Annotated in this window: 21 protein-coding genes and 1 pseudogene; 12 read left to right on the top strand and 10 right to left on the bottom strand. The window is 67.9% G+C overall.

Annotation, left to right across the window (positions count from 1 at the left end; all coding sequences use genetic code 11):
• The 5 genes from C7H84_RS28150 to C7H84_RS28130 form a co-directional block, all read left to right on the top strand.
• Positions 1 to 506: 4Fe-4S dicluster domain-containing protein (locus C7H84_RS28150; protein WP_205611468.1), on the top strand; the 506-nt coding region annotated here is incomplete at its 5' end.
• A gap of 48 nt (positions 507 to 554) precedes the next feature.
• On the top strand, positions 555 to 1,748 hold the full coding sequence (gene bktB, locus C7H84_RS28145; protein ID WP_121861836.1) for a beta-ketothiolase BktB: 1,194 nt from the start codon (positions 555 to 557) through the stop codon (positions 1,746 to 1,748).
• 37 nt (positions 1,749 to 1,785) lie between these two features.
• A complete protein-coding gene (locus tag C7H84_RS28140; protein WP_121861835.1) occupies positions 1,786 to 2,637 on the top strand; it encodes a 3-hydroxybutyryl-CoA dehydrogenase in 852 nt (283 codons plus the stop codon).
• 459 nt (positions 2,638 to 3,096) lie between these two features.
• On the top strand, positions 3,097 to 4,416 hold the full coding sequence (locus tag C7H84_RS28135) for a hypothetical protein (RefSeq protein ID WP_162999381.1): 1,320 nt from the start codon (positions 3,097 to 3,099) through the stop codon (positions 4,414 to 4,416).
• Positions 4,413 to 7,277 carry a tetratricopeptide repeat protein gene (locus C7H84_RS28130; RefSeq protein ID WP_121861833.1) on the top strand — a complete coding sequence of 955 codons (2,865 nt, stop codon included), beginning with the start codon at positions 4,413 to 4,415 and terminating at the stop codon, positions 7,275 to 7,277. Before C7H84_RS28135 ends, C7H84_RS28130 begins: the two co-directional genes overlap by 4 nt.
• A 161-nt stretch (positions 7,278 to 7,438) precedes the next feature.
• Here the strand turns inward: C7H84_RS28130 and C7H84_RS28125 are convergent, their stop codons facing one another.
• The 5 genes from C7H84_RS28125 to C7H84_RS28105 form a co-directional block, all read right to left on the bottom strand.
• Positions 7,439 to 9,046, bottom strand: a complete 1,608-nt coding sequence (locus C7H84_RS28125) for an efflux transporter outer membrane subunit (protein WP_121861832.1) — start codon at positions 9,044 to 9,046, stop codon at positions 7,439 to 7,441.
• On the bottom strand, positions 9,043 to 10,119 hold the full coding sequence (locus C7H84_RS28120) for an HlyD family secretion protein (protein ID WP_121861831.1): 1,077 nt from the start codon (positions 10,117 to 10,119) through the stop codon (positions 9,043 to 9,045). The genes C7H84_RS28125 and C7H84_RS28120 overlap by 4 nt, the downstream gene beginning before the upstream one ends.
• A 12-nt stretch (positions 10,120 to 10,131) precedes the next feature.
• The gene (locus tag C7H84_RS28115) at positions 10,132 to 11,718 is read right to left on the bottom strand and encodes an MFS transporter (protein WP_121861861.1); all 1,587 of its coding nucleotides are present in this window, start codon (positions 11,716 to 11,718) and stop codon (positions 10,132 to 10,134) included.
• Positions 11,719 to 12,002: 284 nt separating this feature from the next.
• A complete protein-coding gene (locus tag C7H84_RS28110; protein WP_121861830.1) occupies positions 12,003 to 12,302 on the bottom strand; it encodes a helix-turn-helix domain-containing protein in 300 nt (99 codons plus the stop codon).
• 11 nt (positions 12,303 to 12,313) lie between these two features.
• On the bottom strand, positions 12,314 to 13,525 hold the full coding sequence (locus C7H84_RS28105) for an MFS transporter (RefSeq protein ID WP_205611467.1): 1,212 nt from the start codon (positions 13,523 to 13,525) through the stop codon (positions 12,314 to 12,316).
• 134 nt (positions 13,526 to 13,659) lie between these two features.
• Here C7H84_RS28105 and C7H84_RS28100 point away from each other — a divergent pair, with 134 nt between their 5' ends.
• Positions 13,660 to 14,583 carry a LysR family transcriptional regulator gene (locus C7H84_RS28100; protein ID WP_121861829.1) on the top strand — a complete coding sequence of 308 codons (924 nt, stop codon included), beginning with the start codon at positions 13,660 to 13,662 and terminating at the stop codon, positions 14,581 to 14,583.
• 59 nt (positions 14,584 to 14,642) lie between these two features.
• On the opposite strand, the gene C7H84_RS37235 is transcribed toward C7H84_RS28100, so the two are convergent.
• Positions 14,643 to 14,792: a hypothetical protein gene (locus C7H84_RS37235; protein WP_240462114.1), complete on the bottom strand. Its 150-nt coding sequence runs from the start codon at positions 14,790 to 14,792 to the stop codon at positions 14,643 to 14,645.
• A gap of 103 nt (positions 14,793 to 14,895) precedes the next feature.
• On the opposite strand from C7H84_RS37235, the gene C7H84_RS28090 reads away from it, so the two are divergent.
• Positions 14,896 to 16,059 (top strand): aldose epimerase family protein, encoded by a 1,164-nt coding sequence (locus tag C7H84_RS28090; protein ID WP_121861828.1) that lies wholly within the window; start codon positions 14,896 to 14,898, stop codon positions 16,057 to 16,059.
• A gap of 96 nt (positions 16,060 to 16,155) precedes the next feature.
• Here C7H84_RS28090 and C7H84_RS28085 read toward each other — a convergent pair.
• Positions 16,156 to 16,560, bottom strand: a pseudogene (locus C7H84_RS28085) (PhzF family phenazine biosynthesis protein); the annotation flags it as partial.
• A gap of 127 nt (positions 16,561 to 16,687) precedes the next feature.
• Positions 16,688 to 17,659: an AraC family transcriptional regulator gene (locus C7H84_RS28080; protein ID WP_121861827.1), complete on the bottom strand. Its 972-nt coding sequence runs from the start codon at positions 17,657 to 17,659 to the stop codon at positions 16,688 to 16,690.
• 93 nt (positions 17,660 to 17,752) lie between these two features.
• Here C7H84_RS28080 and C7H84_RS28075 point away from each other — a divergent pair, with 93 nt between their 5' ends.
• Both C7H84_RS28075 and C7H84_RS28070 read left to right on the top strand, forming a co-directional pair.
• The gene (locus C7H84_RS28075; protein WP_121861826.1) at positions 17,753 to 18,586 is read left to right on the top strand and encodes an oxidoreductase; all 834 of its coding nucleotides are present in this window, start codon (positions 17,753 to 17,755) and stop codon (positions 18,584 to 18,586) included.
• Positions 18,587 to 18,785: 199 nt separating this feature from the next.
• On the top strand, positions 18,786 to 19,622 hold the full coding sequence (locus tag C7H84_RS28070; RefSeq protein WP_121861825.1) for an alpha/beta hydrolase: 837 nt from the start codon (positions 18,786 to 18,788) through the stop codon (positions 19,620 to 19,622).
• Between the two features lie 87 nt (positions 19,623 to 19,709).
• On the opposite strand, the gene C7H84_RS28065 is transcribed toward C7H84_RS28070, so the two are convergent.
• The gene (locus C7H84_RS28065; RefSeq protein WP_121861824.1) at positions 19,710 to 20,417 is read right to left on the bottom strand and encodes a DUF3142 domain-containing protein; all 708 of its coding nucleotides are present in this window, start codon (positions 20,415 to 20,417) and stop codon (positions 19,710 to 19,712) included.
• A 7-nt stretch (positions 20,418 to 20,424) separates the two neighbouring features.
• Positions 20,425 to 22,596, bottom strand: coding sequence for a hypothetical protein (locus C7H84_RS28060; RefSeq protein WP_121861823.1), 2,172 nt, complete (start codon positions 22,594 to 22,596; stop codon positions 20,425 to 20,427).
• 446 nt (positions 22,597 to 23,042) lie between these two features.
• On the opposite strand from C7H84_RS28060, the gene C7H84_RS28055 reads away from it, so the two are divergent.
• The 3 genes from C7H84_RS28055 to C7H84_RS28045 all read left to right on the top strand — a co-directional run bounded on the left by C7H84_RS28055 (position 23,043) and on the right by C7H84_RS28045 (position 26,094).
• A complete protein-coding gene (locus C7H84_RS28055; RefSeq protein ID WP_121861859.1) occupies positions 23,043 to 24,545 on the top strand; it encodes a hypothetical protein in 1,503 nt (500 codons plus the stop codon).
• Between the two features lie 31 nt (positions 24,546 to 24,576).
• Positions 24,577 to 24,903, top strand: coding sequence for a hypothetical protein (locus tag C7H84_RS28050; protein WP_121861822.1), 327 nt, complete (start codon positions 24,577 to 24,579; stop codon positions 24,901 to 24,903).
• Between the two features lie 135 nt (positions 24,904 to 25,038).
• A complete protein-coding gene (locus tag C7H84_RS28045; RefSeq protein ID WP_121861821.1) occupies positions 25,039 to 26,094 on the top strand; it encodes an AraC family transcriptional regulator in 1,056 nt (351 codons plus the stop codon).
• Positions 26,095 to 26,104 lie beyond the last annotated feature (10 nt).

Here is a 26,104-nt window from a genome sequence, read left to right as displayed (position 1 = left end):
AGCTGTATCGCGCACGCAACTTCAAGCAGTGGATGGCCAAGGGCCTGTACTTGGGCACGCTGATGGTCGGCCTCGAGCAAAAGGTAATGGGCGGCAACGTGCCGTGGACGCTGCATCACAAGCATGCGGATCACGAGATGCTGAAGCCGGCGTCGCAATGCACGCCGATCGAGTATCCGAAGCCGGACGGCAAGCTGACGTTCGACCGGCTGTCGTCGGTGTTCATCTCGAACACGAACCACGAGGAGCACCAGCCGGCGCACCTGACGCTGAAGGATGCGAGCGTGCCGGTAAACGTGAACCTGCGCACCTACGCGGGCCCGGAAGCGCGCTTCTGTCCGGCCGGCGTCTACGAGTTCATCAAGAACGACAGCAACGAAGATCGCTTGCAGATCAACGCGCAGAACTGCGTGCACTGCAAGACCTGCGATATCAAGGACCCGACGCAGAACATCGTGTGGGTCACGCCGGAAGGCGGCGGCGGGCCGAATTACCCGAACATGTAACGCAAACGCACCCCGCGCCCGCGGGCGCGAACGAACCGGAGTGAGACGATGAGCAATGCAGCGAAGGAAGTCGTGGTGGTGAGCGGTGTCCGTACCGCGATTGGCGATTTCGGCGGGAGCCTGAAGGATTTCTCGCCGACCGATCTCGGCGCGAAGGTCGTGAGCGAAGTGCTGTCGCGCGCGAACGTGCCGGGCGATGCGGTCGGGCATGTCGTGTTCGGCCATGTCGTGAACACCGAGCCGAAGGACATGTATCTCGCGCGTGTCGCGGCGATCAACGGCGGCGTCGCGCAGCATGCGCCCGCGCTGACCGTGAACCGTCTGTGCGGCTCGGGCCTGCAGGCGATCGTGTCCGCCGCGCAGACGATCATGCTCGGCGATGCCGACGTCGCGATCGGCGGCGGGGCGGAGAACATGAGCCGTGCGCCGTTCAGCGTGCCGTCCGCGCGTTTCGGCCAGCGCATGGGCGACGCGAAGCTCGTGGACATGATGCTCGGCGCGCTGCACGACCCGTTCGAGGCGATCCACATGGGCGTGACGGCCGAGAACGTCGCAAAGAAATACGGCATTTCGCGTGACGCGCAGGATGCGCTCGCGCTCGAATCGCATCGTCGCGCGGCGCGCGCGATCGCCGAAGGCCGCTTCAAGGATCAGATCCTGCCGATCTCGATCCGCTCGAAGAAGGGCGAGGTCGCGTTCGACACCGACGAGCACGTGCGTCACGACGCGGGCTCCGACGATTTCACGAAGCTCAAGCCCGTGTTCGTGAAGGAGAACGGCACGGTGACGGCCGGCAATGCGTCGGGGATCAACGATGCGGCCGCCGCGGTGCTGATGATGAGCGCGGATGCCGCGCGTGCGCAGGGCGTGAAGCCGCTCGCGCGTCTCGTCGCGTATGCGCATGCGGGCGTCGATCCGGCGTACATGGGCATCGGCCCCGTCCCGGCCACGCAGAAGGCGCTCGAGCGCGCGGGCCTGAAGATCACCGATCTCGACGTGATCGAGGCGAACGAGGCGTTCGCGGCGCAGGCTTGCGCCGTCACGCAGGAACTCGGCCTCGACCCGGCCAAGGTCAACCCGAACGGCTCCGGCATTTCGCTCGGCCACCCGATCGGCGCCACGGGCGCGTTGATCACGGTCAAGGCGCTGTACGAGCTCAAGCGCATCGGCGGGCGTTACGCGCTCGTGACGATGTGCATCGGCGGCGGCCAGGGCATTGCGGCGATCTTCGAGAACATCTGATAATCGACGGCTCAGCACCGGAACACACAGGAATCGTATGGCTATCGAAACCGTCGGCGTCGTAGGCGCCGGAACCATGGGCAACGGCATTGCGCAGACCGCCGCCGTTGCAGGACTCAACGTCGTGCTGATCGACGTCACCGATGCGGCGCTCGACAAGGGCGTCGCCGCATTGAAGGGCAGCCTCGAGCGGCTCGTGTCGAAGGACAAGCTCGACGCCGGCGCGCGTGACGCGGCGCTCGCGCGCATCACGACGTCGACTGATTACGCGAAGCTCGCCGCGGTCGACATCGTGATCGAAGCCGCGACCGAGAACGTCGAACTCAAGGGCCGCATCCTGAAGCAGATCGAGTCGGTCGCGCGGCCCGACGCGATCATCGCGACCAACACGTCGTCGATCTCGATCACGTCGCTCGCGGCGCTGCTCGCCGATCCGTCGCGCTTCGTCGGCATGCACTTCTTCAACCCGGTGCCGCTGATGCCGCTCGTCGAGATCATCCGTGGTCTGCAGACGAGCGACGCGACCGCGTCGGCCGTGCGTGCGCTGACCGAGCGTTTCGACAAGTCGCCGATCGGCGTGCGCAACGCGCCGGGCTTCGTCGTGAACCGGATCCTCGTGCCGATGATCAACGAAGCGTTCTTCGTGCTGGCCGAAGGCATCGCGTCGGCCGAGGAGATCGACGCGGGGATGAAGCTCGGCGCGAACCATCCGATCGGGCCGCTCGCGCTGGCCGATCTCGTCGGGCTCGACGTGTGCCTCGCGGTGATGGACGTGTTCCTGAAGGACTTCGGCGACACGAAATATCGTGCTTGCCCGCTGTTGCGCGAGATGGTGTCGGCCGGGCGGCTCGGGCGCAAGACGGGGCGTGGGGTGTACGACTACAGCTGACGTACTGCAAGGTACGCCGGTTTTCAACGCGGATGACGAGCCGCGCCGGATGTTGCATCCGGCGTGGGTTTGTCATCCGCGTTTTCTATTTGGAGTCGGCCGAATACGCATTGCTGAATTTTTGACGCGACTACCTCTGGCGTTGTTTTATCGGCTGGATCGTGGGTGGTGTGTACGGAAAGAGACACGCGGACGCAATTCGGCGCGAGTATCGGCTTTCAGCGCGGGGCTGCAAACAAGCACGAACGATATTGACAACGCGATCGCGAACCGCGAAGCTGCGGCCGACCGGTCGCACGTGCACCGTCCCGCGGTGCGCGTCTGGGGCTCCGGTCGATTGTCCGCGGCAGCATCGTAGCCGACTGATCCACACGATCGAATTTCGACAAAATGAAAATAAAGACTGGCCTTTTTGGGGTGGTGTTGTCCGTTGCGGCCGCAACAGCTTACGGATTGGGCGTGCAGAGCGCCCCTGCGGAGCCGCCGGTCTCCGCGTCGCTAGCGAACCCGGTGATCAACCTGTCGCCGGCACAAATCAACGAACGGGCGCGCGCATTTGTCGCGCAAGCCGGTGTGGATCCCGATTCGGAAAACGGCCAGATCATGGTCGCCTGGTTCGCCCAGGTTGCGCAGAATCCTGGCTATCTCGCACGAATAATCAGCTTGCGCGGCAAATCGGCCGTGGGCACGGACATGATGTTGTCCCCGGCCGACCGGCTGCAGTTCCTGCGGCTGATGAAGGACATCGCGGGCGAATCGCACGATGGTTGCGAGATGTCGAAGCTGACCGGCCGCGACTTGGTGTCGTTGGCGAAGACATCGTCACCGAAGATGCTGCGCAGCATCTTCGCGTTGATGGATCTGATCAGCGAGCGCAATGGGCCGTCGCCCGGCAACGACGAGCATTACACCGTTGCCGAATTGCTCGACCTCGACGCGCGCCTCGATGCGATCGACGTGCCGCCATCGCTGCAGGAGGAGGCCAAGCCGACCATGTGCGCGCAGCTTCAGTTTGCAATCGACGCGCTCGAAAAGTTGCCGGAGCCGGACCAGCGGCGCGCCACCTACGAGCTTTTCAAGGTGATCGCCAACGGCAAGCCGGCGGCCGAGACGGTTCTCGCCGATCCGTACGCGTATCTGGACGAAGTGTTTGACGAGCGCCGCCTGCCGGAGCCGCTTCGCAACCAGTTGCCGCCCGACGGCAGCCGGCCGCTTCCGTATGCGCGTCTGGTCGTGGACGGCGAATGGGTGAACAAGACGACACCGAAGGACTCGGGGCCGTACGTCGACACCTACGTCAATCGACGCAACAACGGCGTGGTCATCGAGTTGATGACCACGAAGGACGCATCGGGGAACCCGCACTTTTCGTATTTCGACATGGGCTACGGGCTGGCTGACCTGATGAGTCAGAGCGTCAGAGCGCCCCGCCACGCGACGATGCTTCGCATGCAAAAGGACGCGGCGGCGATCGCGATGGCGAACGAACCGATGACGGCAGGCAGGCGGTTCGAGATTGCGCTGCCGCAACCGTCGAGCGACGGTCAACTGACTCGTCGCTGCGAAATCGGCAAGACGGAGCCGGCATCGTCGATCTTCGGCACGTTGACGGGCAATGCGATCAACCTGGATTGCAGCGAGGTGCACAAGGACGGGAAGACGGTGCGCGTCCGATCCGTATGGCTCGTCGACTACGGAATCGAACTGAGCAAGTCGATCGACGATGAGGATGGCCGGACCGACGTCATCATCAAGAACGTCACGATCACGAAGTCATGAAGCCGAGCGGTGAACATCGGCAGCGCGGTTACGTCGGCCCCGCGCTGAAATCATCCATCGGAGCCGCGGCGCTGATGGCGGTGCTGTCCGCTGCATCCGGCAGCGCCGCCGCGCCGCTGCCCGGGTCGCCGCCGGTCGCGGTGCCGGCCATTGACCGCGGCATGACCGTTCCGGTCCTCGATGACACGACGCCATGCGTGCTGGCGCTGAACGCGCAATTCGGCAGCATTCCGCTGAAGGACAAGCCCGCGCGGATCCGCAGCCTGTGCAGGCAGGACGCCGGAACCGGCAACCTCACGGCGCGCGCACTCTACGGGCAAATGGTGCTGCATGGCTACGCGGCGCGTCCGGACCCCCAGCGCGGGATGATGATTCTCGAATCGGCGGCGAGCGACGGTTCGACGGTGGCCAAGCGCGCGCTGGGCTATCTCTACTACGATGGTGTCGCGCAGCCGCGCGACCTGGCAGCGGCACACGCGTGGTTCGTGTCGGCGGCACGCGACGGCGATGCGGCGTCAGCGAACCAGCTCGGCGGGATGAGCGCGGACGGCGACGGCCGACCTGCCGACGATGTGGCGGCCTACCGCTACTTCGTGATGGCCGCCGAAGCTGGATCGCCGGCGGGCGCGACCAACGCGGGGAAATTTGCGCTGGCCGGCCGCGGCGTGGCGCGCGATCCGGTCGTCGCGGCGGCATGGCTGTCGCGCGCGGCAGCGGATGGCGAGCCGAACGGACAGTTCATCCTGGGCCTGATGCTCGTCCGGGGCGACGGGGTGCCGCGCGATGTCAGCGAGGGAACGAAGTGGCTGCGCGCCGCGGCGGACCAGAACCATGCCGAAGCGCAGGCGGTGCTGGCCAGTCTCTATCTGGCGGGCATCGGCATGCCACAGGACGCGCGTCGTGGCTTCAGCCTGATGTCGACCGCGGCCCTCGCCGGCTCGCGCTACGCGCAGCGCCGGCTCGGCGATCTGTACAACAGCGGGACGGGCGTACCGCGCGATGCTGCGAAGGCGCGTGATTGGTACCGGAAGGCCGCGCTCGCCGGCGATGCGCAGGCACGTTACGCGTTGGCGAACCTCTATCTGTTCGGCCGGGGCGGCCCGGTCGACAAGGAAGCGGCACTGGGATGGATGCAGGGCGCGGCGGATGCGGGTCTGGCCGTTGCCCAGAACGATCTCGGCGCGATGCTGCAGGACGGCCTCGGGACGCAGCCGAATCCGGCCGCCGCCAAGCCGTGGTTCGAAAAGGCCGACGCGCAGGGCAATGGCGCCGCGGCAGCCAACCTGTCCCGCTACGCGGCGCGCGGTGACGGTGAGCCGGTGGACATGCGCAAGGCGTTTCGGCTGGCGAAGCGCGGTGCGGATCGCGGCGACGGCGCGGCCGCGCTGATGGCCGCCGGCATGGCGTGGCGCGGCGAAGGCACGAACGTCGACCGGGCGCAGGCGATGCAATGGTCCCGGTACGCGGCGGATCACGGCAACGTCGAGGCGGCGCGCTGGGTCGGCTATCAATATCTGTCGGGTACCGCCGGTGTGCCACGCGACGAACAAACGGGCTTGCGCTACCTGGCGCAGGCGGCCGACGCAGGCGATCATGCCGCCGGTGTAGCGGTCGGCTTCTACCTCAACGAACACCATATGTCGTTCGCGGGCAGGACGGGGCTCCAATGGCTGGAGGATCTCGCGAACCGCAAGGTTCCCGCCGCGTATTCGGTACTGGGCGCGGCCTATTGGCGCGCGCAGCCGGCGATCGCATTCAACTGGTTCACACGCGGCGCAATGCTGGGCGATGCCGGCTCGCAAGCGATGCTGTGCTCGATGTATCTGGACGGCAATGGTACGCCGCGCAATCCGGTCGATGCCGCGCGCTGGTGCCGCGTAGCGGCTGCCCGCGACAATATCGGCGCGATGCGCGTGCTCGCGTCGGTCGACAGCGGCTTCGTGTCTGCCAACGAGCGAGCGTACTGGCAGTGGAAACTCGCGGATCGCGGCGAAGCGACGTATCAGTCGACACTCGGCGATGCGTACGACCTCGGGGACGGCGTACCGGTGGACTTCGATGCGGCGACGTACTGGTTTCGCCGCGCGGCAGAGCAGGGCAACGTGTCGGCACAGGGCTCGCTCGCGTGGCACCTGTCGACCGGGCTCGGCGGACGCGCCGACGACTACGAGGCGTTCGCATGGGCGCTCCGTGCGGCGCCGTCGAGCGCGGAGGCGAAGCGGATGGTGGGCGTCGCGTATCTGCACGGACGCGGCGTCGCGCGCGATCCCAAAGCAGCGTCGACGTGGCTCCAAAGCGCGGCCGCAGCCGGTTCGCAATGGGCGGAAAGCGATCTTGCGCTGATGTACGAAACGGGCGACGGCGTGACAGTGAACGAAGCCGCCGCCCTCGATCTTCATCGCCGCGCCGCGCGACGAGGCTCGGCGGTGTCCGAGATCGCACTGGCGCTGCGCAGTATCGTGGCGGGAACGGAGGCGGGGCTGTCCGCCGGCGAGCAGCGCTGGCTGGTACCGGCCGACCCGGTCGCCACGTTGTGGAGCGATCCGCCTGTGAACGCAGCCGCGGCGGCCAATCGCCAATGGGAAGGCCTGTCCAGCCTGAACGAGGCATTGCTCGGCGATCCGTTCATGCAATATGCGGTCGGCATCCGGTTTCTGACTGGCAACGGACTGCCCAGAGACCGGGCGCTCGGCGCGGCATGGATCGAGCGTTCGCGCGCGAGCTTCGATGCCGTAGCCGGTTTTCGGCAATACGGTGCCGGTGCGGCGCGCGTCGCGGCGAGAGTTGCCGGGCGGCTGGACGACGCGGAAAAGACGCGTGCCGCCGATATCGCCGGGAACCTGAACGCGACACTACATTGAGCATGGCCTACGGCCGGATGCAGCCAGCTCGATCGCGCATCCGGAAGCACGGAGCCGCTCGCCATCTCGTCGAATGGCTGCGGGCGGACGTCGCGCCGCGCTGGCCGAGTGGGCCGCGTCGGCGCGGCCGACCGCGCACAGGGATTGACGATAGTGATCGATCAATTGGTTGCGTTCTGTCCAGCGTCGGTCTGCTCGATCGCGCCATGAGCCGCCACCGTCGCCGTACCCGCGTGTGCGCCGTTCGTGAGGCCTCCGAAGCGGCTTTCCCAGCCGCCGCCGAGCGCCTTGCACAACATCACGAGATGCGTGGCCGCCTCGGCCTCGCTGGTCTCCTGTTGACCCTGCGCGTCGAACAATTGCCGCTGCGCGTTGAGCACGTCGAGATAGTCGGCCGTGCCCGCACGGTACCGTTGCCGCGCAATGGCCAGCGCGCGCTGGTTCAATGCGACGATCGCGACGAGCCGATCGTGGCGCTGCTGTTCGGCGTGGTAGATCACCAGTGCATCGTCGACCTCGCGCCAGGCCTCGAGCACGGTGCGCTGATAGACGAGCGCGGCTTCCTGCTGCTGCGCCCGACGCAGGTCCAGCATGCCCGTCAGGCGGCCGCCCTGGAAAATCGGCAGCGAGATCGACGGCCCGGCCACGAACTGCCCCGACGCCCAACTGGCGAGACTCGAGAGTTGCAGGCTCTGGAAACCGGCGCTGCCGTTCAGCGTGATGCGCGGATAGAAGTCGGCCTGCGCGACGCCGATCGCGGCGGTGGCAGCATGCAGCTGCGCGTCGGCCTGGCGGATGTCCGGCCGGCCCTGCGCGAGTTCCGACGGAAAGCCGATCGGGACACGTGCGGGAAGCGCCGGGACCGCGCGCGGTGCGGCGAGTAGCGGATCCAGCGCGCCCGGCGGTTGGGTGAGCAGCACGCCGATCGCATTGATGCGCGTGTCGCGGCGCGATTCCAGCATCGGCAGCCGGCTTTCGATCGACGCGACTTGTGCGGCCGCGTTGGCGACATCGAGGTCGGTCGTCACGCCATCCCTGCGGCGGATTTGCGTGAGCTTTTCCAGGTCGTGCGCAATCGCGAGGTTTTGCCGGGCGATGCCCACCTGCGCCTGCGCGTCGCGCAGCTCGAGATAGTCGCGCGCCAGCTCGGCGCGCGCCGACAGCAATACCGCATTGCGTGCTTCGGACGAGGCCAGGGTCAGCGCATCGGCCGCCTCGACGCCGCGCCGCACGCGCCCCCACAGGTCGAGTTCCCACGAAGCGTCGAAGCCGGCCTGGTAAACGTTGTAGGCCGGCGAGCCGGATGAGCCGGGCATGGCGGCGACGCCGAGCGGCGCGTCGCCCGAGGCCGACTGCGTGGGCGTCGCGCTCGGCGTGACGCCAAGCAGCGACAGGATGCCGTTCTCGCTGCCGCGCTCGCGTTCGTACGAGCCGGCGGCGGCTACGGTCGGCAGCGCGGCGGCGCCGGCCACGCGCCGCGCGGCGCGGCTCTGCCGCAATCGCGCCGACGCGGCGGCCACGTCGAGGTTGGCGTCGGCCAGACGCTGCTCGAGTGTATTCAGTACGGGATCGTCGAACAGTGTCCACCAGTCTGCGTTGAAAGCGGCCTCGACCGGCTGGCTCGCGTCCTGCAGTGTCCGCGTGCGTTCGAACACGGGCGGCACCGCGCTGGCCGGCGTCGCGAAGTTCGGCCCCACCGTGCAGCCCGTCAGCGCGGCGCTGGCGAGCAGCATCAGCATCGACGCACGCAGCAAACGGTTCGTTTTCATCGTTGTGCCTCCGCTGCGTTCGCGCCGTCGCGATGCGCGCCGGTATCGACGCTCGCTTCCACGGACAGCCCCACGCTGAGTGCGGCAGCTTGCTCCCGAGACCCATCGATCGCGATCTTGACCGGCACGCGCTGCACGATCTTCGTGAAATTGCCGGTGGCGTTGTCCGGTGCGATCGGCGCAAAACTCACGCCGGTGGCCGGAGCAAGACTGTCGACATGGCCCGCGATGTCGACGTTCGGCTGACTGTCGATGCGGATGCGCACGCGGTCGCCCGGCCGCATCGCACCGATCTGGTTCTCCTGGAAATTCGCGACCACGTAGGCTTTCGCGAGCGGCACGATCGCGAGCAGCGGCGCGCCAGGCGTGACGAACGCGCCGACGCGGGCGCTGCGCCGCCCCACCTTGCCGTCGACGGGTGCCCGCACTTCGGTATAGGACAGATTCAGCTTCGCCTGTTCGAACGCGGCCTCGGCGCGTGCCAGCGCACCGTTCGCCTTGTCGCGCTGGGTGCCGAGCACGGCGAGATTCTGGCTGATCGACGCCAGTGCGGCTGCGTCGCCCGCGCGTTTGGCAAGCTGTCCGGCGAGCGCGCTGGCGGCGCGCTGCTGATCCTGTGCGGTGCCGGCGCCGTTGTCGGCCAGGTCGCGAAAGCGTGCGTCGTTGGCCTGCGCGAATTGCAGCGCCGCGTCGTCGGCGCGCAACGCGGCGCGCGCCTGTTCGACCTGCGCGGGCTGGCGCGCGATTTCCGCCTCGTCGTGGGCGACCGCGGCGCGCGCGGCTTCCACGTCGGCCTGCGCGCTCTTCAGCGCCGCGCGGAAGTCGCGGTCGTCGATGCGCAACAGCAGCTGGCCGGCATGCACGATCTGGTTGTCGTCGACCAGCACCTCGACGAGCGGCCCGGCGACGCGCGGCGCCACCAGGGTGAAGTCGGCCGCGACGTACGCGTCGTTGGTCGTTTCGGTATGCGAATCGATCAAGCGGTGCGTGCCGGCGCAGGCCGCAACGCCCAGGGCGATCACCAGCGCGGCTGCCGCAAGCGCCTTGTGTTTGGAGGGAATGGCGAATGACATGACTATCGTCTCTCAGTGCGAGGAAGGAGGTTGGGGTGCCCACGGCGGTGCGATGCGCACCGGCAGCAGCGGCACGAGCAGCAGCAGCGCGACGGCGACGCACGCGGCGAGCAGGTACAGGTCGGCCGAGGCCAGCACGAGTGCCTGCTCGTGCAGCCGGTGCGCGAGCGGCGCGAGGCCGGACGCCGTATCGAATCCGCCGCCCGCCACGAGTTGCGCGCGGTTGCCGAGCTGGTCCACCAGCCGGTCCGAATGCAGGTGCTCGCGAGACGTGCCGAGCGCGTCGAGCAGCCCGGTGGCGAGTGCCGCCGCAAATGTCTTCAGCGAATTGAACATCGCCGAAGCGAACGGCCCTTCGGCGGGCGGCAGTCCGGTGGTGACGCCCATCAGGATCGGCAGGATCATCATCGGTTGCGCGATGATTTGCAGCGACTGCAGCCAGTAGAAATCGTCACGGATCCACTCGGCAGTCAGCCGGCTTCCGGCCACGCAGGTGAGCGCCATCAACAGGCAGCCGGTGGCCAGCACCCAGCGCGAGTCCACCCGCAGCAGGTTCAGGAGCGCGGCCGTCAGCGGGAGGCTCAGCAGCAGCGGCAGCGCCACCAGCAGCGACAGCGGTGCGGTCTGCAACGGCCGGTAGCCGTGCACGCCCGCGAGGTAGTGGCCCGGGATCGCGGCCACCGCGGTCAGCAGCATCACGGCGCCCGCCAGCGTGAGCAGGCCGTGCGTGAAGTTGCGGCGCGCCAGCAACTGCAGCCGGAAGAACGGCAGCGGATGAAGCCACTCGTTGACGAGGAAGGCCGCGAGCAACGGCAAGCCGCCGGCGACCAGCGCACGGATCGTCGCCGATTCGAACCAGTCGAGGCGATCGCCCTGCAGCAACGCGACGACGAGCATCGCCACGGCAGGGAAACCGGTCAGGAACCCGATCCAGTTGAACGCGCGCAGCCGTTCCGGCTTGGGCGTATCGGCGGGCAACCCGTAGCCGATTGCCGCGCAGCACGCGAGGCCGAGCGGCACGATCTGCCAGAACGCCAGGCGCCAGTCGACGAACTCGGTCCACAGCGCGGCGAGCGGCGTGCCGAGCGCGGGGCCGAAGGTGGCCGTCATCGCATAGCCGGCGAGCCCGTACAGCTTCGCCTTCGGCGGCAGGTAGCGCAGTGCCACGATGATCAGCATCGGTGGCAGGCAGCCGCCGGCCACGCCCTGCAGCACGCGCAGCACGGTCAGCGCGGTGACGCCGGGCGCGAACGGACACAGCATGCCCAGCAGCAACGTCGCCAGCACCGCGCCGATCGTGAAGCGCTTCAGCGTGAACGTGATGCCGAACCACGGCGCGAACACCATGGTGGCCACGTTGGCCGCTTCGAACAGCGCAGTGAGCCAGCTGCCGTCGTCGCGTCCGATCGACAGCGCGCCGCGAATGTCGGTCATCGCGGCGGCCGTGACCTGTTCGTTGAGGATCGCGAGCAACGACGCGAGCAGCATGCCGACGAGCCCGGTCACGAGCCGCGGCGTAAGGACGGACGCCGCGGCGGTACCGGCCTGCGGCGAGGGTGTCGCGATCGCCGGGATGGCCGGCAAGGAGACGGGATTCATGATGTCGAGCGGCTCCAATGGGTTCGGACGAAACGGAATCGATGCGGATGGCGGGGTGCCGGCGTGTCGCCGTCACACTGCTGCCGTCGTGAAAGCACGATACATCCTTCATGATTTGCCGATAATTGCGCTTTATCGGGAATCATGTTCTCTAAAAATGAGAGGGTGGGTCGTTAAAAAGCCGACGGAGCAGCCGTCGGCGTACGTATCCGATGAGCGCGCGACGCCCGTTTCACGAAGGCGCGTGCCGCGGCCCGCCCCGCGACGGGGCGCCGTCGACCGCGTCACAGCTCGCTGGCGACCCGGGCGACGAACGTGGCGATGGCAGCGTCGTCGCGCGCAACGAAGATCCACTGGCCGACGGGTGTCGCGACGATCAGGCCGGCATCGCGCAGCAGCGCGATATGGGCCGACACGGTCGATTGGGACAGCCCGCTGCGCGCCACGATCGACGACAGCGGTGCACCGTGACACGAGTGGAGGCGCGCTGCATCGGGAAAGGTCTCCGGCGACTTCAGCCAGCGCAGCACGTCGCGCCGGAACGGATGCGCGAGCGCCTTGTGGGCGCGATCGAGATCGATCATTGCGCGCGGTCTCAGCGCCGCCCGACGCAACGGTGCACGACGGCGGCGGCGACGGCGGCCGCGATGCCGAATGCGACCACGCCGTGCCAGCCGAAGCGGGCCATCAGCGCGCCGCTGACGGTTGCGCCGAGCGCGCCGCCGATGAACGTGGCGGTCATGTAGAGGCTGTTGATGCGGCCCTGTGCTTTCGGATCGGCGGCGAACGCGCGCGTCTGGTTCGCGACCAGGCCGGCCTGCACGCCGATGTCGAGTACGACCACGCCGACCACGAGCAATGTGAGTGAGCTGCCGGCGCCGATCAGGATCAGGTACGCGAGCATGACGATCGCGATGCCCAGACCGATCACGCGCCGCGTGCCGATCCGGTCCGACGCCCGGCCGCCGATCGTGGCAGCCAGTGCGCCCGCCGCGCCGATGAGGCCGAATCCGCCGGCCCACGCGCTGCCGAGGCGCCAGGGGCCGTCGGCGAGCAGCGTCGCGAGATTGACCCAGAACGCATTGAACGCGGCCCACAACAGCGCCTGCACGATCATCGATTCGCGGATCGGGCGATGCGTGCGCGCCAGCGTCCACAGCGACACGAGCAGCCGGCCATAGGACAGCGTGGTGCTCGGCACGCCACGCGGCAGCAGTGCGGCGGCGGCGATGCCGACCGGCACCATCGCGGCGGCCTCGACGCCATACACCGCGCGCCAGCCGTAGTGCGCGGCGATCAGGCCGCTGACCGCGCGGCCGAGCAGGATGCCGACCATGATGCCGGTGACGACCGTGCCGACATTGCGGCCACGTTCGTCGGGCGTCGACATCACGGCCGCGAACGGCACCAGCTGCTGCGGGACGCAACTCACCACACCGAGCGCGAACGCGGCACCGATCAGTGTCCAGACACCCGGCGCCAGCGCCGCGGCGACCGCGAACGCGAAGGCGAGCGCGATCTGGCCCAGCACCAGGGCCCGCCGGTCGTAGCGGTCGCCGAGCGGCAGCAGCAGCGCCAGCCCGGTCGCGAAGCCGAACAGCGCCGCGCCGGCCACCAGCGCGGCGGTCGCCGGGGCGGCATGCATGCCTTCGGCGATTAACGGCAGGATCGGTTGCGTGCAATAGATGTTGGTCACCACCGCGCCGGCGATGGCGGCCATCGCGACGATCCTGCCGCGCGACGCGGCGGCATGCGGTACGGCCGCCGCAGTGTGCGGCATGCCCGAGGCGGCGGGTAATTCGTTCATGGCGGACTCCTTTCGTGGCGGTCGGGCATCGCAGGTGGCGGTTGCCGTGATCGTCGAAAGGAGCGTATCGCCTTGCTCGTAGAAAGATAATCCAGCAGAATCTGGAATCATCTTTCCGAAATTCGAGAGGACGCATGAACCGTCTGGAGGCGATGTCGCTGCTGGTGGCCGTGATCGATGCCGGAAGCATGTCGGCCGCCGCGCGGCAGCTCGGCATTCCGCTGGCGACCGTCAGCCGCAAGATCCAGGATCTCGAGTCCTACCTGAACACGCGGCTGTTGCATCGCACCACACGGCAGCTGTCGTTGACCGAGGCGGGCGAATCGTATGTGGCCAATTGCCGGCGCATTCTCGACGACATCGCGGAAACCGAACGCGCGGCTACCGGCGAGTACGCGGCGCCGCGCGGCGAGCTGATCGTCACCGCGCCGATCGTGTTCGGACGCCTGCACATCGTGCCGGTGGTGGCTGCGTTTCTCGCCCACTATCCAGCGATCGACGTGCGGCTGGTGCTGACGGATCGCGTCACGCATCTGATGGAAGAGCAGATCGACGTTGCGCTGCGGATCGGGGAACTGCCCGACAGCAGCTTCATGGCGACGCGAGTCGGCAGCGTGCGTCGCGTGATCTGCGCAAGTCCCGCGTACCTCGCGGCGCATGGTGTGCCCGCCGAGCCCGCCGATCTGGCGCGGCATCAATGCATCACGTTCGAAGTGCTGGCCTCGCGGCGCGCGTGGGTGTTCGACGGCGAGAAGGGCGAACTCACGGTGCCCGTCCATTCGCGCTTCGCCGTCAACACGGCCGAGGCGGCCATCGATGCGGCGGTGCTTGGCGTGGGGCTGATCCGCGTGCTGTCGTACCAGGTCGCGCAGGCGTTGCGCGATCGCACGCTCGACGTGGTGCTCGATGCGTTCGAATCGCAGCCGCTGCCGGTCAGCCTCGTCCACAAGGGGCAGGCGCCGATGCCGTTGAAGCTGCGCGCGTTCCTCGATTTCGTCGCACCGCGGTTGCGCGAACGCATCGCGGCGCTGACTCCGGGTGCGAGCGGGGCGCAATAGGCGGGCCGCCGCGCGTCATTGAGCGAATCGGAGAGCTGCGCGGCACGACCCGATGTGGGTCAGTACGCGCCTTCGTTCATGTGCTGACCGGTCACGATCGCCATCCCCGAGCGCGTCCCTAGCCGCGTCGCGCCGGACTCCAGCATCGCGAGCGCGATCACGCACGCACTCTCGATCGATCGAGCGATCGAGCGATCGCGTCGACGCACCGAGCATCGATATCCCCAAGCCGTTTGCTCGACGTTTCGCCGCGCATCGCGCAGGCATACAGATTGCGCGTCGCCACGAACGAACCCGCTTCCGAGGCTTCCCATGAACCGACTCAGGCTGTGGCACCCGGTGCTCGCATTGTGTGCATGCACAACGTTCTGCGCGCTCGCGCGTGCCGCATCTGCATCACCCGACGTATCGATCAGCCGCGCGGATTACGGCACGACCGCGGCCGGGCAAGCGGTGAGTCAGTACACGCTGGCCAATGCGCGCGGCGTGACGCTGAAGGTCATCACGTACGGCGGCATCGTAACGACACTCGAGGTACCGGATCGCACGGGCAAGGTCGCGGACATCGTGCTCGGCTTCGATCCGCTGCGCGACTACGAAGCGCACAACGGCAACATCCATTTCGGCGCATTGATCGGCCGCTATGCGAACCGCATCGCACATGGGCGCTTCACGCTCGACGACAACACATGGACGTTGCCCGTCAACGATCCGCCGAATACGCTGCATGGCGGCCCCGACAGTTTCGACGCGAAGGTGTGGACGGTGACCGGCACACACCGGGACGGCAACGGTGCGAGCGTGACGCTGCGCTACACGAGCCCGGACGGCGAGAACGGCTTCCCCGGCACGTTGACGACGGACGTGACGTACACGCTCACCCGCGACAACCTGATCCGCATCGACTACCGTGCGACCACGGACAAGGACACGGTGGTCAACCTCACGAACCACAGCTATTTCAACCTGGCGGGGCAGGGCGCCGGCAGTATCGAGCGGCAGTTGATCGAGATCGCCGCGTCGCGCTTCACGCCGACCGACGCCGCGTCGATTCCGACGGGGCAACTGGCGAGCGTGACGGGCACGCCGATGGACTTGCGCGAGTTGACGCCGATCGGCGCACATCTGCGCGACGGTTATGCGCAGCTCGTCAGCGCGCACGGCTACGACCAGAACTGGGTGCTCGACCAGGGCGGCCAAGCGGCGCCCGCGTTTGCCGCGCGTGCGTACGATCCGGCGTCGGGGCGGCTTCTCGAGGTGTACACGACGCAGCCGGGGCTGCAGTTCTATACGTCAAACGGGCTGAACGGCAGCGTCGCGGGCAAGGGCGGGACGGTTTACCGGCAGACCGACGCGTTCGCGCTGGAAGCCGAGCATTTCCCGGATTCGCCGAATCATCCGTCGTTCCCGACGACCGTGCTCAAGCCGGGGCAGACGCTGCACGAGGTGACGGTGTGGAAGGTCGGCGCGCGGTGAAACGACGGCCGCCCGGATTGCGCATGTCGCGCGGGTAGTCGCGTACCGCGTGTCGCGAGACGCGGGTACCGCGCCCGGCGCGGCGAACACCTCCCGCTACACGTTGATCACGCCGCGCCCGAGCTCCACCACGCGACCGCCGACGCTGATCGCGCCCCGCTCGCTGACCGACAACCGCAGCAGGCAAGGCCGGCCGACGGCTTCCCCCTGTTCGATCCGAAACGTGGCGGGTAGCGTATGACCGGCGGCAAGCAGCCAGCCGCCGAGGTTCGCGCAGGCCGACCCGGTGCCCGGGTCTTCCGACATGCCGCCATCCTGCTTCGCAAAGAAATAGCGGGCCACGACGGTATCGGGACGATGCCTGTCGAAAGCGAACACATAGGCGGTCTTGCGACCGAGGCTGCTGGTCGGCCAGATATCGAGGAGGGCGCTATTGGGCTGGGCACGGCGTGCGGCCGCGGGGTTCTTGACGGCGACCAGCAGTTGGTCCACGCCTGTATCGCATCCGTCGCGTATCGGGATGCGTCGGCACGATCCTCCATTCTGCCGGACACATTGCGTCGAATACGCGTCTGGGCAGCAGGCATCGGGCCGGCGACGGACACACCGGTGGCTCGCGGCTTGCCGCTCAATGCGACGACACGAACACCGCACCCTCGAACGCCGCCGGAATCGCGAACTGCGCGCGCATGCGCTTTGTCTCCTGCGCGGGCGTGAGCCCGAACAGCCGCTTGAATTCCCGGCTGAACTGCGACGGGCTTGTATAACCGACCGCATACGCGGCCGCTTCGGCCGTCAGGTCCTGACGCACCATCAACAGGCGCGCCTGATGCAGCCGCGTCGACTTCAGGTACTGCATCGGCGATACCTGCGTGACCGCCTTGAAGTGGCTGTAGAAGCTCGGTGCGCTCATGCCGGCTTCCGCCGCCAGTCGCGCGATGTCGAGCGCTTTCGCGTAGTCGGCGTGGATCAGGCGCAACGCGCGGCCGATCCGGCCGAACTGGCCGCGCATCGCCAGCGCGCTGCGCATCGCGCTGCCCTGCGCGCCGGTGAGCACGCGGAAATAGAGTTCGCGCAGCAGCCCGGGGCCGAGCACCGTCGCCTCGAGCGGCCGCTGCATCGCCTCGACGAAACGCAGCACGGTGGCCTGCATCGCGTCGTCCATCGGCGTCGACATCATGCTCTTCGGCGCCTGCACGGGCTCCGCACAGCCTGCCCTGTCGATCTGCGCGGCCAGTTCGGCGGCCAGCGAGAAGTCGAGGTGCAGATACAGTGCGAGCAGCGGGTGCTCCGCCGTGGCGTCGGTTTCCATGCTGAACGGCACGGGCACCGACACGGCCAGATAGTGATTCTCGTCGTACAGATAGCATTCGCCGCCGAAGTAGCCGCGCTTGCGGCCCTGGCAGACGATCACGATGCCCGGGTCGTACAGCACCGGCGTGCGCGACAGCGCGCGGTTCGACCGCAGCACGCGCACGCTCGGCAGCGCGGTCAGGTTGTAGCCCTCGTCCGGCGCCAGCGCGTGCAGCAGCGCGATCAGGCGTTCGCGCCGGCGCGCGGGCAGCGACTGCGCTCGTGACGGGGAAGGTACGGCGCTCATAGTTTTGTGCAAGGAAATCAGCGGAATCGGGCTTAATCGGCGTAGTTCGTCAGACTAGTATGCACCTTCGATCGACATTCGGGAGAAGTGCACATGGCATCCGGCAACATCATGCTCATCACCGGCGTCAGCAGCGGCTTCGGCCGGGCGCTTGCGCGGGAAGCGCTGGCCGCGGGTCATACGGTGGTCGGCACCGTGAGAAGCGAAGAAGCAATGCGCGCATTCGAAGCGCTGTCCGCGCAGGCGGCCATCGGGCGCGTGCTCGACGTGACCGACTTCGATCGCATCGACGGCGTCGTCGCGGACATCGAGGCGACCGTCGGCCCCGTCGACGTGCTGGTGAATAACGCGGGCTACGGGCACGAAGGCATCATGGAGGAGTCGCCGCTGGCGGAAATGCGCCGACAGTTCGACGTGAACGTGTTCGGCGCCGTCGCGATGATGAAGGCCGTCGTGCCGTTCATGCGCGAACGCCGGCGCGGCCGCATCCTGAACATCACGTCGATGGGCGGTCACATCACGATGCCGGGCATCGCGTACTACTGCGGCAGCAAGTTCGCGCTGGAAGGCATTTCCGAAACGCTCGGCAAGGAGCTCGCGCCATTCGGCATCGCGGTGACCGCGGTGGCGCCGGGCTCGTTCCGCACCGACTGGGCCGGCCGCTCGATGACGCGCACGCCGCGCTCGATCGCCGATTACGACGCGCTCTTCGATCCGATTCGCCGGGCGCGCGAGGAGAAGAGCGGCCGGCAGCCGGGCGACCCGGCCAAGGCCGCCCACGCGATGCTGGCGGTGATTGCGGCCGAGCATCCGCCGGCACATCTGTTGCTTGGCAGCGATGCGCTCGGGCTCGTGCGGGCCAAATGGTCGGCGCTCGAAGACGAGCTGGGTGCATGGGAGGCGGTGACCGTGTCCACGGACGGTTGACGCGTGTCCAACCGGTCATGCGCCGGGCCGCGAGCAAGCCCCCTCATCAACTTCATGACACCGTCGCGGTTTTCCGCTACAACGTGGGGTGCTGGATCGACCGACGCGGTGTGCCGCCGCGTCGCGGTTCGTCGCCGGCGCCCGTCCGGGCGGCCGGCCGGCACGCGATGTTCACCTACCTCAACAGGAGCCTGCAGCCATGCCGACCATCACCACGAAGGATAACGTCGAGATCTTCTACAAGGATTGGGGCTCGAAGGATGCACAGCCGATCATGTTCCATCATGGCTGGCCGCTGTCTTCCGACGACTGGGATGCCCAGATGCTGTTCTTCGTCCAGAAAGGCTATCGCGTGATCGCGCACGACCGCCGCGGCCACGGCCGGTCGTCACAGGTTTCGGACGGCCATGACATGGATCACTACGCAGCCGACGCATTCGCGGTGGTCGAGGCGCTCGACCTGCGCAATGCCGTCCACATCGGCCACTCGACCGGCGGCGGCGAAGTCGCACGCTACGTGGCTCGCCACGGCGAGCCGGCCGGCCGCGTCGCGAAGGCGGTGCTGGTCAGCGCGGTGCCGCCGCTGATGCTGAAGACGGACGCGAACCCGGAAGGCCTGCCGCTCGACGTGTTCGACGGCTTCCGCAAGGCGCTCGCCGACAATCGCGCGCAGTTCTTCCTCGACGTGCCGTCGGGCCCGTTCTACGGCTTCAACCGTCCGGGCGCGACGGTGCATCAGGGTGTGATCCAGAACTGGTGGCGCCAGGGCATGATCGGTAGCGCGAAGGCGCACTACGAGGGCATCAAGGCGTTCTCGGAAACCGATCAGACCGAAGACCTGCGTTCGATTTCGGTGCCGACGCTCGTGCTGCACGGCGAAGACGACCAGATCGTGCCGATCGCCGATGCGGCGCTGAAGTCGATCAAGCTGCTGAAGAACGGCACGCTGAAGACGTATCCGGGCTACTCGCACGGGATGCTGACCGTCAACGCGGACGTGCTGAACGCCGACCTGCTCGCGTTCGTTCAGTCGTAATGCCGTAACGCCGGGCGGCGCATGCCCGCTGCGGCGGGCTGCGTCGCCGTGGCGCGGGTGGGGGCGCGGTTGTTGCGATTCCGCCCGCTAGTCGTTGCGCAGGAACACGACGTAGCCGCGGAACCACGGATTCGCCGCGAGGTACGGCGGCGCGTTCCACTCGCCACCCTGGATCACGCCGATCCGAAACGGCAGTTGCAGCCGCGCGACGCGCGGCAGGTAGGCCGCATAGTCCGGGATCGTGCTGCGCCCCTGGTAGGTCTGCACGACCACTTCGTCGACAATCCCCCTGAGCGCGTTGACCTGGTCGGTATCGATACGGCTGCTCCAGTCCAGCAGCCCCGTGATGCTGAGCCGGCAGTCGGCGGGCAGCGTCTCGCGCAGCGTTCGCAGGAATGCAAGGTAGTCCTGCAGATGGCGGGTGCGCGCGTCGAAGTCGATCTGGATACCGGTGATCGTGCGGCCCGACGCGCGCCAGCGCTCGAGCTGCGCGAGCATGACCTGCGTGACGCGCGGCGTCCAGCGCAGCGTATGCGCACGATAGACGAGCCATACGCGGGCGTTCGGCGCGGGCGGCAGCGCGACGCCCTGCGCGATGATGCGTACCTGCGATTCGTCGCGCGGCGACGCTTCGATCTGCCCCTGCAATACGTAGACGGTACGCGCATCGCTGACCACCTGCTGCGGCTTCACGCCGGCCCACAGCCAGAACGCGTCGTAGCGCGCGGCATCGACGGTGCCGGCCAGCGCGACGCGGCTGGCCAGCAGCAGCGCGATACACGCGATGCGCTTCATGCGACGCTCACCAGTAGTAGCGCAGTTTCTGCGCCCACGGGCTGCCGGGATAGGCGGTCTTCAGCGTGTCGAACCAGCGCTTGCGGATGTTCTTCGGCACGTCCTTGCCGCCGCATTCGCTATAGCCGGACGGCTCATAGCATTTGATCGCGCGGTACAGCGCGTACGCGCGGTCGTTCGGGGTTGCCTGCGCATCGCCGATCACGGTCACGTAGCTCGACATCCGCTCGTACGGCTTGCCCGCGAACTGCGACGACGCGCCGCCGAGCGTCGGCGGCACGCGCGTAGCGGCCGCCGCCGACGCGTTGCGCATCCACGGCGGTACCGGGTCGCCTTCGACACCGGCCGCGGGCGGATGAAGGCGCACGAAATCGGCGAGGCAGTTCAGCCCTTTCGCATCGCCGGGATTCTGCTGCAGCGCCGCGGCGATGTCGCGCGCGGACGGGCACGCATAGCCATCTCCATTCCGGGCGCCGGACGCGATGAACGGTTTCAACGGATCGGCGGGCGTGCCGGACACCAGCGCGGTATCGGCGATGAAGTCGGCGTAGCGCGAGCGCGTGAGTTCCTTGTACAGCAGCGTGTACAGCGCGGTGTCGCGCAACGCGCCACCGGTTGCCGGGTTCTGCGCCTGCGTGCGCAGCAGCTCCGCATTGGCCGCGCGTTGCAGCAGCACGGCCCGGATCGCGGCGTTCTGCACGGGCGAATCGTCGGCGAACACGTCGTCGACGCGCCCGGCCTGCTCCAGGTTGATCGCCAGCGCGAGCTCGAGCGCTTCGCGCTGGAAGCGCAATTTCGCGAGCGGGATCAGGTCGCGCCACAGCTGGCGGGCATGGTCGCCCTGGCCGCTGTCCTCCAGCGCGAACGCGCGCAGTGCCTGCTGGCTCAGGCCGAAGTAATCGAGCGGCGCGGCGGGTGTCTGCGGCAGCAACGCGAGCGCGGCATCCGGCTGGTGCCCGATCTGCACGTACCAGGTCGCGAGCAGGTAGTCGTACAGCGCGGGCGCGTTCGCGAAGCGCGGCTTCTGCGCCTGCAGATCGTCCAGCGTCAGCGGCTTGCCGCGGCTCGAATCGGTGCTGTCCGACGTACGCATGCGCAGCAGGTCGACGGTCGCGAGCACGGTCGGCGACTGGATCTGGCTTGCGTCAAGTTCCGATCCGAACAGCAGCTTGCTGTCGAGTTCGTTCGCCAGTTGCATCAGCGGCACGTTCGACGTCGCCGGCGACCAGCGCGCGAGCGCGTGACCGTAGAGGTCGGCCTGCTGCGTGACGTTCCCGCCGAGCCACGCGACACGCCGCAACAGCCCCGTTGCGGAAACCGCATAGCGTCCCTGCGGATACACCTTCAGGTAGGTGCGAAACACGGTGTTCGCGGCATCGAGCGACACCTTCGTCACACGCGCGCGCGACGGCGTCGGGTTGTCGTTCTCGAATGCGTTGGCCTGCGCGGCGTTCAGTTGCGCACGCCCGGCCATGTAGAGGCCGGTTTCCTTCAGCCACGGGTTCGGGCTGTGCGATGCGCTCGCGAACGCCTGGGTCGCGGCGAGGAAGTCCGCGCGGTAGAAGGCGTTCGTGCCGTCGAGATACGCGGCGAACTGCTGGCCGAGCGGCGACTTGACCGGCGGCCTGGTCCATGCGGCGCGTGCGCCGCCCGCGGCACAGGTCTTCTGCGCGATGTCGGTGCGCGCCGCGCGCAGGCGCGCGGCTTCGTCGGCGGGAAGGCCGCCGGCACTGCCCAGCGCGTCGTTGAACGCGTCCGCGCCGGCGTCCATGCTGCGGCAGATGCTGCCTTCGCCGTCGGCGTACCGGTTCGACGACGCATCGCCATCCAGTGCACCGGCGGTCTTGTCCGGGGCCTTCTGGCCGATATCGATCCATCCGGAAAAGTCCATCGGAAACGGCACGATGATCTGGTTGATCCGCTCTTTCGCCGGGATGGTCTTCGGGTCCGGAAACAGCTGCGCGACCTTGCTGCTGTCGACCATCATCAGCATCGCGTTGACCCGCGTGTCGTTGGCGGGGCTCAGCATCGGCACGTTGCCGCACGAGTACGTACGCTGCCGGAGCGTAGGCGGCACGTTGCAGCTGTCGTCCGAGCTGGCGTGGGCGGCGGGGAGGCAAAGCAGGCTGGCCGCCAGCGCGGCGAACAGGTTGCGATGGTGCGTCGGGTTCTTCGGCATTTTTTCTTGTGCTGGGTAGGGCCGCGGGGGCCGGGTCTCTCAGGGGCGTGTCGGCCCGGCGCGTATCGTACCTCACGTGCCGCCGGGGCGGCTGTCGCGCGCAGGATGGCCCGTCGCGCCGAGCGCCGGCGCGGCGAAATGGAAGTCCACTCACTGTAGACGCAACGCCACCTTGAATCCGGCATGCGTGAATTAAGATGCAGCCGGCAGTGACGGACATCCGACGATAGACGACATGCCGTCGTCTGCGTCGTCCGACCGGGGGCTGGGGAAGGCGGTGTTCGCGTCGATCCGCACGGCGAGATCGATCCTGACGGGGCTTGAAACGGCGCCGGTTTCCATGCCTGTTGAATAGTTTTACTAACTAAATGGCCGATCGACATCATGCGTCGTTTCGGCGAACGGCAGACGAGAGCATGCCGGACCACGAAAACAAGAGGATTCCGATGAAACCCATTACATGGATCGTCATGTCGGCCGTTCTCGCGCTGACAGCCTGCGGCGGCGGCGACGTCACGACCAAGAGCCCGTCGCAGTCGACGCCGACCAATCCCGGATCGCCTTCCGGTCCGTCGTCGCCCGGCGGCGGCTCGAGCGGCGGCCCGACGGGTGGCGGCCCGACGCAGACGCCGGCCGGCTGGTCGGCGGCCGTCGCGGTCGACGGCAAGGGACCGGAAGGCGATCCCAGCGTGACGATCGACGCGAGCGGCAATGCGCTCGCCACCTGGATGACCTACGGCCCGACCGGCGCAACCGGCAACGAAATGTGGGGCGCGCGCTATGTCGCGGGCTCCGGCTGGCAAAGCGCGACACGGCTCGACACGGGCGACGGGTCGCACTCGATGAACGGACTGACCGGCGTGACGCCGCAACTGGTCGGCAACGCGAGCGGGCAGGCGGTCGCGTTCTGGACCGAATGGATGCCGGGCCCCAACACGTATGCACTGTGGGCGCGTCCGTACAGCCCCGCTACCGGATGGGGCACGGCGTCCGAACTCGCGCCGGACATGAGCGGCTCGTCCTATACGGCCGGGATCGACGGCCAGGGCAACGCGCTCGTCGCATGGACGCAGTCGATCAGCCTGCTCGACACGCGCATTGCATGGACGCGCTATACGCAGGCGGGGCAGTGGTCGCCGACGGCGCTCGTCCAGATGCCGGTGCAGACGGGGCCGGGCGCGGTCACTGGCGACACCGACAACGTGGGGCCGAGGCTGTCGGTCCTGTCGTCGGGCCGCGCGGTGCTCGCGTGGCGGCAGACCAACCACACGCAGTCGGCGCTGTGGACGGCCACGTACGACGCGACCAACGGCTGGACCGACGTCAACCAGGCCGTATCGGACACGAGCCTGTTCACGACCATCATCTCGCCGGTCGCCGGCATGGACGCGAAGGGCAACATCACGCTGGTGTGGGGCGAGCTCGACGTGACCGGCGGGAAGCTCACGACGACCACGATGGCGCAACGCTTCGTCGCCGGAACCGGGTGGCAGGCGGCCGTGCCGGTGGCGCCGGCGATCACCGAGCCGACCGGCTTCATCGCGGCGCCGATGCTGACCGTCAACGACAACGGCATCGCGGCCGTGATGTGGGCGGAGGGCGGTGCGGTGCTGCAGGCGAGCGTGGCCGATGCGAGCGGCAACTGGGGGCCGCTGCAACGGCTGACGGAGCACCTGAACGGGGCGGCCGCGCAGTACCCGCAACTGGTGATCGACGCGGCGGGCAATGCGACGGCTGCATGGCAGGACACGGGCTTGCCGGGCGCGTCGGCCGTCATCGCGGCCAGCTACCGGAACGGTGCGTGGAGCGCGTCGACCGTGGCTGCACAGAGCGCATCGTGGCCGGTGCTGGCCGTCAACGCGACGGGCTCGATGGCGCTCGTCTGGCAATCGTACGTGCCGAGTATCGGCAGCCAGCTGCAGTCCAGTTTCTATACCCCGGGCGCGTAATCGCGCGGCGCGGACAACCGAAGGAAAAGCGATGAAGAAGACCCTGCCATTCACGGTGCGGACCGCGCTCGGCCTGTCGTTCGCCGGCGTCGTGCTGGCCGGCTGCGGCACGACGCAGATGAACATGACGGACGTGCAGACGTCGACCGCGAAGACGATCGGCCTTGCGTCGTCGGACGAAATCACGATCGCCAACGTGCAGTACGGGAAGAAGAACGGGCTCGGCGGCCAGCAGGTGAGTTACGACGCGACCACCGGCAAGGGGCGGCGGTTCACCTGCACCGTGTTCATGATTCCCGGCCTCACGCCGATCGACCGGCCGACGTACAACGACTGGGAATGCCACCCGCGCCGCTGATGCGGGCGCTGCCCGCCGCACGTCGCTCGACGGCGCGGCGGGCGATCCGACGAACCCGCTGTGCGCCGCCGCGATTTGATCCGATAATCGACGAACCGATTCCTCCCTTCCCGTCGGCTCGAACAAGAAACTGTCATGGACCAAGCGGATGCCATCCCCGTCTTCAAGTTTCGCACCACCGACTATCCGGTGCGGGACCGATTCCACGTGTGGGTCAAGGACATGCTGTGCGACTACCGGCTCGACGATCCCGGCGGCCACGGCGCGTTCGACGCGGAGGCGACCGGCGCGGCGCTCGGCCCGCTGATCTTCTCGGGCCGGCGCTGGCGCTCGCGCGCGCCGACCTACTCGGTGCACCGGACGACACGGCGGATCCGGCTCGACGGCCAGGATTCGATCCGCTTCACGCTGCTGCTGGGCGGGCATCTGACGTGTCGCACCGGCGGGCCGGAACTGGTCAAGCGCGCGGGCGACCTGTTCGTGTACGACGTCGCGCAGGTCAACGACTGCCGGGTCGAGGCCGGCGACGTGATCAGTCTCGTGGTGCCGCGTCACCTGCTGCCGGCCCATGCGGCGAACGCGCATGGGCAGACGCTCGCGAGCGGGGTCGGGCGGCTGCTCGGCGACCAGATGCTGTCGTTGTTTCGCCATCTTCCGGACCTGCGCACGCACGAGGTGCCGAGCATCGTGCAATCGCTGCTGCTGCTTCTGGCTGCAGCGGTCGCGCCGAGTGCCCAGGCGTTCGACGATGCGCGCGGCCCGATCGACAATACGCTGGTCGAACGCGTGCGGCGCTACCTCGACGCGCACCTGCTGGAGCCCGACCTGTCGCCGGAGCGGATCTGCAGGGACATCGGCGTGTCGCGGGCGCGGCTCTATCAGCTGTTCAAGGAAGAGGGCGGCGTGATGCGGCAAATCACGCGCAGGCGGCTGCGTCATGCGTACCACGTGCTCGGCGATCCGCGGCGCCGGCATCAGCGCATCGCGGAGATCGCATGGGCGCACGGCTTTCCGGACGAGAAATACTTCCATCGGCTGTTCAAGGCCGAGTTCGGTCATACGCCGAAGGAAACGCTGGCCTGCGCGGCCGCGCCGATTCTGCTGCCTGTCGGCGCGGATGGCGAGAATCGATGGGGCGACGGCGCGCGGCTGACAGGCTGGACGCTGCCGTTCGGGGTGCTCAACAACTGAGCGGCCGGCG

It is taken from the genome of Burkholderia sp. Nafp2/4-1b (assembly GCF_003635165.1).
Classification (GTDB): domain Bacteria; phylum Pseudomonadota; class Gammaproteobacteria; order Burkholderiales; family Burkholderiaceae; genus Burkholderia.
This window is presented reverse-complemented; position numbering and strand designations above follow the sequence as displayed.

What these genes read in the sequence shown, in the direction of transcription:
- bktB (WP_121861836.1), top strand. Translation starts at nt 555, where the DNA reads ATGAGCAATGCAGCGAAGGAAGTCGTGGTGGTGAGCGGTGTCCGTACC.
- C7H84_RS28140 (WP_121861835.1), top strand. Translation starts at nt 1,786, where the DNA reads ATGGCTATCGAAACCGTCGGCGTCGTAGGCGCCGGAACCATGGGCAAC.
- C7H84_RS28130 (WP_121861833.1), top strand. Translation starts at nt 4,413, where the DNA reads ATGAAGCCGAGCGGTGAACATCGGCAGCGCGGTTACGTCGGCCCCGCG.
- C7H84_RS28125 (WP_121861832.1), bottom strand. Translation starts at nt 9,046, where the DNA reads ATGAAAACGAACCGTTTGCTGCGTGCGTCGATGCTGATGCTGCTCGCC.
- C7H84_RS28120 (WP_121861831.1), bottom strand. Translation starts at nt 10,119, where the DNA reads ATGTCATTCGCCATTCCCTCCAAACACAAGGCGCTTGCGGCAGCCGCG.
- C7H84_RS28115 (WP_121861861.1), bottom strand. Translation starts at nt 11,718, where the DNA reads ATGAATCCCGTCTCCTTGCCGGCCATCCCGGCGATCGCGACACCCTCG.
- C7H84_RS28110 (WP_121861830.1), bottom strand. Translation starts at nt 12,302, where the DNA reads ATGATCGATCTCGATCGCGCCCACAAGGCGCTCGCGCATCCGTTCCGG.
- C7H84_RS28105 (WP_205611467.1), bottom strand. Translation starts at nt 13,525, where the DNA reads ATGAACGAATTACCCGCCGCCTCGGGCATGCCGCACACTGCGGCGGCC.
- C7H84_RS28100 (WP_121861829.1), top strand. Translation starts at nt 13,660, where the DNA reads ATGAACCGTCTGGAGGCGATGTCGCTGCTGGTGGCCGTGATCGATGCC.
- C7H84_RS28090 (WP_121861828.1), top strand. Translation starts at nt 14,896, where the DNA reads ATGAACCGACTCAGGCTGTGGCACCCGGTGCTCGCATTGTGTGCATGC.
- C7H84_RS28080 (WP_121861827.1), bottom strand. Translation starts at nt 17,659, where the DNA reads ATGAGCGCCGTACCTTCCCCGTCACGAGCGCAGTCGCTGCCCGCGCGC.
- C7H84_RS28075 (WP_121861826.1), top strand. Translation starts at nt 17,753, where the DNA reads ATGGCATCCGGCAACATCATGCTCATCACCGGCGTCAGCAGCGGCTTC.
- C7H84_RS28070 (WP_121861825.1), top strand. Translation starts at nt 18,786, where the DNA reads ATGCCGACCATCACCACGAAGGATAACGTCGAGATCTTCTACAAGGAT.
- C7H84_RS28065 (WP_121861824.1), bottom strand. Translation starts at nt 20,417, where the DNA reads ATGAAGCGCATCGCGTGTATCGCGCTGCTGCTGGCCAGCCGCGTCGCG.
- C7H84_RS28060 (WP_121861823.1), bottom strand. Translation starts at nt 22,596, where the DNA reads ATGCCGAAGAACCCGACGCACCATCGCAACCTGTTCGCCGCGCTGGCG.
- C7H84_RS28055 (WP_121861859.1), top strand. Translation starts at nt 23,043, where the DNA reads ATGAAACCCATTACATGGATCGTCATGTCGGCCGTTCTCGCGCTGACA.
- C7H84_RS28050 (WP_121861822.1), top strand. Translation starts at nt 24,577, where the DNA reads ATGAAGAAGACCCTGCCATTCACGGTGCGGACCGCGCTCGGCCTGTCG.
- C7H84_RS28045 (WP_121861821.1), top strand. Translation starts at nt 25,039, where the DNA reads ATGGACCAAGCGGATGCCATCCCCGTCTTCAAGTTTCGCACCACCGAC.